Here is a 6,887-nt window from a genome sequence, read left to right on the forward strand (position 1 = left end):
GGCGTCCAGCCGGGCGTCCGGCACCGCCACCACCCCCACATTGGGGTCAATGGTGCAGAAGGGGTAGTTGGCGCTCTCTGCGCCGGCGTTGGTAATGGCGTTAAACAGGGTACTCTTTCCAACATTTGGAAGTCCCACAATCCCTAACTTCATGGTTCAAATCCCCTCTTTTGGCATATTGCCGGAATATTATATCCCATTGCCCGGGAAAAAACAAGGGGCGGCGGGGCAGCGGGCGGTTGCAAAAGATTTGCCTGCGTGCTATCCTTCCCTCAAGGGGGTGCGGAGATGGAGGCGCATTTGGACGTGTTGGGGCGCTGCGTGCTGTTCCGGGGACTGGACCCGGGGGAGACGGCGCCCCTGCTGGGGGGCCGGGTGCGGGACTATGCCCCCCAGGCGTGGGTGGTTCAGGAGGGGGAGCAGGTGGACCGGCTGGAGGTGCTGCTCACCGGCGCCATGCGGGCGGTCCGGCTGGATGCCGACGGCGGGGAATTTCTCTATCAGCACCTGCGCCCCGGGTTTCTGGTGGCGGGGGAGGTGGCCTGTACCCCCAGGCGCACCAGCCCCTACGCCGTCTACACTCTGGAGGCCTGCGCCACCTGGTCCATTCCCAGGGACCGGCTGGATGATCCGGCCCTGCCCGCCGGGCTGCGGCTGGCCCTGCTGGGCAATCTGCTGGTCTTTGCCGCCAATCAGAACATGAAAAAATACTACAAGATCGACGCGCTGTCGGTGAAAAGCGCCAGGCAGCGGATTTTAAAATACCTCACCGCCCAGGCCAGCCGGGCGGACTGCCCCAGCTTTTACATCCCCTTTGACCGGGAGGCCATGGCCAACTACCTCTGCCTCAACCGCTCCGTGCTCTCCCACACCCTGAAGGAGCTGGAGCGGGAGGGGGTGCTCACCTTCCGGAAAAATCACTTCACCCTTTTCCCGGAAAAGTTGTCTGGACAACATACGAACTAGGGCGGTTCTGGTATACTCAGGGCAAACCATGGAGGTGTTTGTCATGAAGAAAACGCTGCCCCTGCTCGCCGCTCTGCTGCTGGCCCTGCTGGCGGCGGGCTGTTCCCCCGCCGCCCCGGCGGAGACCACCCCCGCCGCCCCGGCCACTCCCGCCGCCCCGGCGGAGACCGCCCCCGCGCCGGTGGAGGAGACCGCCCCGGCGGATCTTACGGGACACACCCTGATGATCTTCTGCGGCGCGGGAATGAAGGACCCCTTTGCCCAGATTGCCCAAGCCTTCCAGGACCAGACCGGCTGCGTGGTGGAGGTGAGCTACGCCAACGCCGCCCAGATTCAGACCCAGATCAACACCGCTCAGGAGGGGGACTTCTTTATCGCCGGCTCCGAGCAGGAGGTAAAGCCGGTGGCTGAGCTGGTGGAGTCCTCCACCCCCCTGGTGCGCCACATCCCGGTGATCGCGGTACAGATCGGCAATCCCCTTGGCATCACCGGCCCCGCCGACCTGGCGGGGGAGGGGGTGCGGGTGGTAATCGGTGACCCGGAGGCCACCCCCATCGGCAAAATCGCCGTGCAGGTCTTTGCGGACTTTGGGATCTCCGACACGGTGAACATCCTGTCCAACACCGCCACCGCCCCCGCCATGACCACCGCGCTGGCCGCCGACGAGTGCGACGCCATCCTTGTGTGGAAGGAGAACGTGAACGACCAGCAGGGGGAGATTGTGGACTGCCCCGAGATGGAGGCCTACATCAAGACCATTCCCGCCGCCCGGCTCACCTGCTCCGCCGACGAGGCGGCCGCCGACGCCTTTTCCGCATTTTTAAACAGCCAGACCGCCTGGGATATCTGGACCAGCTACGGCTATGAGCTGGCGGAATAACCGCCCCCTCAAGCCCTTTGAGCGGGCCTTTCTGGGAATCCTGCTGGCGGTGAGCCTCTACGTGGCGGCCAGCTTGTGGGGGGTGGTGGCGGGGGGCCTGCCCCATCTGGGCCGGGCGCTGGCCGACGGGGAGATCCGCTTCGCCGTGGGCCTGAGCCTGTGGACCACCACCCTGTCCACCGCCCTGTGCCTGCTGCTGGGCATTCCCTGCGCCTACCTGCTGGCCTGCACCAGGCTCCCCGGCCGGCGGTGGGTCCAGGCCCTGCTGGAGCTGCCCCTCTCTTTGCCCTGCCTGGTGCTGGGTCTGTGCCTGCTCACTCTGTTTTCCTCCCCCGTGGGCAAGGCCCTGCGGGAGATGGGGCTGCGGGTGGTGTTCGACCCCAAGGGGATTGTGGCGGTCCACCTGTTGCTCAACCTGCCCTTTGTGATCCATCTGGCCGCTCAGGCCTTTGCTCAGATCGACCCGGAGCTGCCCCTCACCGCCCAAACCCTGGGGGCCTCCCGCTTCCAGGCCTTCCGGTACATCACCCTGCCCCTGTGCCGCCCCGCCCTGCTCTCCGCCGCCCTGCTGGCCTGGAGCCGGGGCATGGGGGAGTTTGGGGCCACCCTGATGCTGGTGGGGGTCACCCGGCTGAAAACCGAAACCCTGCCCGCCAGCATCTACCTGAATATCTCCACCGGCGACAACGGCATGGCCCTGGCGGCGGCCCTGCTGCTGCTGCTGCTCTCCCTGGCAGTCCAGGGGGTGAGCCGCCTGGCGGAGAAGCTAGGAGGAGATTTGTCATGACTACAGCACAGCTCTATGCCACCCTGCGCACCGCCCTGGCCGCCGCCCTGGCTGAGGGGGGGCTCACCGGGGAAGCGGTCACCGTCTCCGCCCGGGGCCTCACCCCGGAGGAGGCCATCGGCCGCCCCGGCCGCACCGACTACCCCATCCTCTCCGGCAGGGAGGTCATGCTCATGGCCGACTTCCAGGGGGCCAGGGGTCAGGCCTTTACCGACGCCCCCGTAGCCTTCCAGGGCCGGCTGGCGGAGGTGCTGGATCTGGACCTGGAGGGGGACGACCACAGCCGGGGGCTGTTTATAGCGGTGCTCAACGCCGTCATGGCCCGCCTGGGCCGGGCGGACAACACCGTACACTGTAAGGACGGCGGGCCGGAGTTCTGCGCCCGCCATATGGCGGACTGGGTGGCGGAGACCTACGGCGCCCCCCGGATCGCTCTGGTGGGCTTCCAGCCCGCCCTCATCGGGGCGCTGGGCCAGCGCTTTCCCCTAAAGGTGCTGGACCTGAATCCGGACAACATCGGCAAGGTGAAGGACGGCTGCCCGGTGCTGGACGGGCGCAGGGACCGGCAGGCGGTGCTGGACTGGGCGGAGCTGGTGCTGTGTACCGGCAGCACCCTGTGCAACGGCACCCTTGTGGACTACCTGGGGCTGGAGAAAGAGGTGGTGTTCTTTGGCACCACCCTGTCGGGGGCCGCCCCCATTCTGGGGCTGAAGCGGATGTGCTTTGCCGACGAAAGCCGGCGGGCGGAATAGGCCCCGCCCCTTGCCTTTCCGAAGAAAACCGTGTAGAATCTTGGTGCGGCCCCCCGGCGGGGGGGGGCGCACCATTTTTTTGGTTTGGGAGGGATCTCCATGCGGCTGGGTCAGACGGGGGACATCACCCGGGGCGTCATCTGGAAGCAGCTGCTCGCCTTCTTCTTTCCCCTGTGGTTCGGCACCTTTTTCCAGCAGCTTTACAATACGGTGGACACGGTGGTGGTGGGCCGGTTCGTGGGCAAGACCGCCCTGGCGGCGGTGGGCTCCACCGGCGTGATTGTCAACCTGACGGTGGGCATCTTCACCGGTCTGGCCGCCGGCGCGGTGGTGGTCATCGCCCAGCGCTACGGGGCGCGGATGGGGGAGGAGGTACACAAAAGCGTCCACACCGTCATGCTGCTGTCCCTGCTCATGGGCGTCTTCTTTATGGTCGTGGGCTTCCTGCTCACCCCCTGGGCGCTGCGGGCCATGAACACCACCCAGGATGCCCTGCCCGGGGCCATTCTCTATCTGCGGGTGTACTTTCTGGGAATGGTCCCCAATCTGGTGTACAACATGGGTACGGCGGTGCTGCGGGCGGTGGGGGACTCCCGCCGGCCCCTGTACTTCCTCATAGCCGCCTCCCTGTGCAACATTGTGCTGGACCTGGTGCTGGTGGTGGGGTTCCGGCTGGAGGTGCTGGGGGTGGCCATCGCCACGGTGGCCTCCCAGCTGCTCTCGGCGGTGCTGGTGGTGCTCTCCCTCACCCGGGCCCACGGCGCCTCCTTCCAGCTCTTCCCCAGGTCCCTCACGGTCCATCCCCAACCCCTGCGCTCCATCCTCCGGGTGGGGATCCCCACCGCCCTGCAATCCGTGATGTACAGCTCCTCCAACCTGGTGATTCAGGCCGCCATCAACTCCTTCGGCACCGACGCCGTGGCCGCCTGGACCGCCTACGGCAAGATGGACGTGATCTTCTGGATGACCATCACCGCCATGTCCCAGTCGGTGACCACCTTTGCCGGGCAGAACTACGGCGCCGGCAAGTACGACCGGCTGAAAAAGGGCGTGCTGGTATCGGTGGGTATGAGCGCCCTCATTACCCTGGCCCTCAGCACCGTGATGGTACTCTTCGCCCGGCCCATCCTCTCCATTTTCACCCCCGACCACGATGTGCTGGAGATCGGGGTAACCATGGTCCGCTTCCTCACCCCCTGCTACATCACCTACATCCTGATCGAGCTGCTCTCCGGCGCCATCCGGGGGGCGGGCCGGTCCCTGGTCCCCACCCTCATCACGGTCTTCGGCGTGTGCGGGCTGCGGCTGGTGTGGCTGTTCGCCGTGGTGCCTGTCCACCACACCATTGAAATGGTGGAGGCCAGCTATCCCATTACCTGGGCCGCCACCTCGGTGGCCCTGCTGCTCTACTACCGCTTCGGCAAGTGGCTCACCCCGCCGAAAGGTCCCCTGTAACCTTGAACCGGTCGGAAAAGACGGCGCGTCTTTTCCGGCCGGTGTCCGGTTTCAGGGGCTTTTGTCCCAAATTCTCTCTTGCAAAGCTCGAACATATGTTGTATACTGGACTCGAACATAGGTTCTGCTATTACAGGGAACTTTTCCACCCTTCGGGCCGTCTATGTGGATAAACGGAGCTTAAGTCCGTTCTATGGGACCGCGGATGTGGGAGACTGTGCTTATCAAAGGGATGAGCAGGAGGGATCGCCATGGAGACCATTTATTATCATCTGAACGCCGCCCGCATCACCTCCGGAGGTGCGCGGAAGGTGTCCGGCGGGGAGGGGCTCCGCTGCGTGGTGCTGCCCCGGCAGACCGCCCCCGCCCCGGCGGCGGGAACGGTGCTGGATTTTGCGGCCTGCCGCCGGGCGCTGGAGGAACGGGCCGCCGCCCAGACGCCGCCCGCCCGCCGGACGCAGGCCGACCCCCGGGTGGAAGCCGAGCCCCGGGCGGAAGGCTCCGCCAGCTGTCAGGCCCGCCGCTCCCTCTGGCTGGCGGCGGATTTGTGCGCCTCGGCGGCGGTGGTGTTCTTTACCGCTCTGGCCGCGCTGGGCGTGCTGCTGGGGTGAGACCGGCGCTACAGACAGGCCGCGGCGGGACCTAGGTCCCGCCGCGGTATTTGTTCCGGGTGGCAATGCCGCCCCGGATGTGCCGCTCTGCCTTGTTTTGCTCCAGCACCTGCTTGACCTGGAGGTAGAGGGTGCGGTTGAAGGCGGGCAGCCGCTCGCTCAAGTCCTTGTGTACGGTGGACTTGCTGATTCCAAACCGCTTGGCCGCGCCGCGCACCGTAGCCTTTTTCTCTATGATGTAAAGCGCCAGCCGGCAGGCCCGCTCCTCAATGCTCTCTTTCACACAGCAACACTCCCCGCAATGTTTCTCACGGGGCATGTATATGCGCCCCCGCCCCGGGAAATGCCCCTTCCCCCCGGGGGAAAAGAGGGGTATAATATGGGATCATGGGAAGGGGGGAGCGTGGTGCTGGACTTTCGGATGGACACCTTTCTGGAGGTGTGCCGGTGGGGAAACTACACCCGGGCGGCGGAACAGCTGAACATCACCCAGCCGGCGGTGACCCAGCACATCCAGTATTTGCAGCACTATTACGGGGTGCGGCTGTTCATCTACCGCAGCAAGCAGCTCACCCTCACTCCGGAGGGGGAGCTGCTGCTCCGGGCCGCCCGCACCATGCGCCATGACGAGGAAAAGCTGAAGCGGGACATGCTGGATCTGAAGGCGGGCCGGCGCTCCATCCGCTTCGGCGCCACCCTCACCATCGGGGAGTACCTGCTGCCGGAGCGGGTGGCGGACTACATGGCCCGCCACCCCGACACCCACATTCAGATGGTGGTGGAGGACACCAAGCGCCTGCTGCGGCGGCTCAACGAGGGAGAGCTGGATTTTGCGGTGGTGGAGGGCTACTTTCACAAGAGCGAGTACGACTTCATCCTCTGGTCTCACGAGCCCTACATCTGCGTATGTGGGGCGGACTACCCCCTGCCCGCCGGTCCCCTCCACCTGGGGGAGCTGCTTGACCAGGTCCTCCTTCTGCGCAACGACGGCTCCGGCACCCGGGATGTGCTGGTGAAAGCCCTGGAGGGGATGAACCACCACCTGTCCGATTTCCGGCACATCACCGAGATCAGCGATCTGTTTGTCATCAAGGAGCTGGTCAAGCGGGGCCGCGGCATTACCTTTCTCTACCGCAAGGCGGTGGAGCGGGAGCTGGCCGACGGCTCCATCCGCCAGGTGGAACTGGCCGATTTCCGCATCTCCCACGAGTTCACCTTCCTGTGGCGGAAAGACAGCGTATTTGAGGAGGAATTCCGACAGGTTTTCTTGGAATTGTCCGGGCAATAAATTCTTTCCGGAGAAAAATCAGAACTTTTTAGGCCGCATCCCGTCTTGTTGGGCGGGGTGCGGCCGTTTCGGTTTATTCCATTAGAAAAGATTATGGAAACATAATAAAAGAAAAGTTTTCTTTAGGTTTGGACTATGTTATTTTATT

9 protein-coding genes are annotated in these 6,887 nt (G+C 64.8%); 7 read left to right on the forward strand and 2 right to left on the reverse strand.

Annotated features, from left to right (window positions below; all coding sequences use genetic code 11):
- Window positions 1-153 (reverse strand): GTPase (locus tag Q0J74_RS09585; protein ID WP_297213944.1); only part of this gene is annotated, 153 nt, incomplete at its 3' end.
- 135 nt (window positions 154-288) lie between these two features.
- Here Q0J74_RS09585 and Q0J74_RS09590 point away from each other — a divergent pair.
- The 6 genes from Q0J74_RS09590 to Q0J74_RS09615 all read left to right on the forward strand — a co-directional run bounded on the left by Q0J74_RS09590 (window position 289) and on the right by Q0J74_RS09615 (window position 5,451).
- A complete protein-coding gene (locus Q0J74_RS09590; RefSeq protein WP_297213921.1) occupies window positions 289-966 on the forward strand; it encodes a Crp/Fnr family transcriptional regulator in 678 nt (225 codons plus the stop codon).
- 43 nt (window positions 967-1,009) lie between these two features.
- Window positions 1,010-1,846: a substrate-binding domain-containing protein gene (locus tag Q0J74_RS09595; RefSeq protein ID WP_297213924.1), complete on the forward strand. Its 837-nt coding sequence runs from the start codon at window positions 1,010-1,012 to the stop codon at window positions 1,844-1,846.
- Window positions 1,830-2,633, forward strand: coding sequence for an ABC transporter permease (locus Q0J74_RS09600; RefSeq protein WP_297213926.1), 804 nt, complete (start codon window positions 1,830-1,832; stop codon window positions 2,631-2,633). The genes Q0J74_RS09595 and Q0J74_RS09600 overlap by 17 nt, the downstream gene beginning before the upstream one ends.
- A complete protein-coding gene (locus tag Q0J74_RS09605) occupies window positions 2,630-3,385 on the forward strand; it encodes a Rossmann-like domain-containing protein (RefSeq protein ID WP_297213929.1) in 756 nt (251 codons plus the stop codon). Before Q0J74_RS09600 ends, Q0J74_RS09605 begins: the two co-directional genes overlap by 4 nt.
- 99 nt (window positions 3,386-3,484) lie before the next feature.
- Window positions 3,485-4,840 carry an MATE family efflux transporter gene (locus tag Q0J74_RS09610; protein ID WP_297213933.1) on the forward strand — a complete coding sequence of 452 codons (1,356 nt, stop codon included), beginning with the start codon at window positions 3,485-3,487 and terminating at the stop codon, window positions 4,838-4,840.
- A 251-nt stretch (window positions 4,841-5,091) separates the two neighbouring features.
- Window positions 5,092-5,451 (forward strand): hypothetical protein, encoded by a 360-nt coding sequence (locus Q0J74_RS09615; protein ID WP_297213935.1) that lies wholly within the window; start codon window positions 5,092-5,094, stop codon window positions 5,449-5,451.
- A gap of 31 nt (window positions 5,452-5,482) precedes the next feature.
- Here Q0J74_RS09615 and spoIIID read toward each other — a convergent pair whose 3' ends face one another.
- Entirely contained in the window at window positions 5,483-5,734 is a 252-nt protein-coding gene (spoIIID, locus tag Q0J74_RS09620; protein ID WP_297213938.1) for a sporulation transcriptional regulator SpoIIID, read from the reverse strand.
- 96 nt (window positions 5,735-5,830) lie between these two features.
- Here spoIIID and Q0J74_RS09625 point away from each other — a divergent pair, with 96 nt between their 5' ends.
- Window positions 5,831-6,739: a LysR family transcriptional regulator gene (locus tag Q0J74_RS09625; protein WP_297213941.1), complete on the forward strand. Its 909-nt coding sequence runs from the start codon at window positions 5,831-5,833 to the stop codon at window positions 6,737-6,739.
- Window positions 6,740-6,887 lie beyond the last annotated feature (148 nt).

Source organism: uncultured Flavonifractor sp. (genome assembly GCF_944387675.1).
In the GTDB taxonomy this organism is placed as follows: Bacteria; Bacillota; Clostridia; order Oscillospirales; family Oscillospiraceae; genus Flavonifractor.

What these genes read in the sequence shown, in the direction of transcription:
- Q0J74_RS09590 (WP_297213921.1), top strand. Translation starts at nt 289, where the DNA reads ATGGAGGCGCATTTGGACGTGTTGGGGCGCTGCGTGCTGTTCCGGGGA.
- Q0J74_RS09595 (WP_297213924.1), top strand. Translation starts at nt 1,010, where the DNA reads ATGAAGAAAACGCTGCCCCTGCTCGCCGCTCTGCTGCTGGCCCTGCTG.
- Q0J74_RS09600 (WP_297213926.1), top strand. Translation starts at nt 1,830, where the DNA reads ATGAGCTGGCGGAATAACCGCCCCCTCAAGCCCTTTGAGCGGGCCTTT.
- Q0J74_RS09605 (WP_297213929.1), top strand. Translation starts at nt 2,630, where the DNA reads ATGACTACAGCACAGCTCTATGCCACCCTGCGCACCGCCCTGGCCGCC.
- Q0J74_RS09610 (WP_297213933.1), top strand. Translation starts at nt 3,485, where the DNA reads ATGCGGCTGGGTCAGACGGGGGACATCACCCGGGGCGTCATCTGGAAG.
- Q0J74_RS09615 (WP_297213935.1), top strand. Translation starts at nt 5,092, where the DNA reads ATGGAGACCATTTATTATCATCTGAACGCCGCCCGCATCACCTCCGGA.
- Q0J74_RS09625 (WP_297213941.1), top strand. Translation starts at nt 5,831, where the DNA reads ATGGGATCATGGGAAGGGGGGAGCGTGGTGCTGGACTTTCGGATGGAC.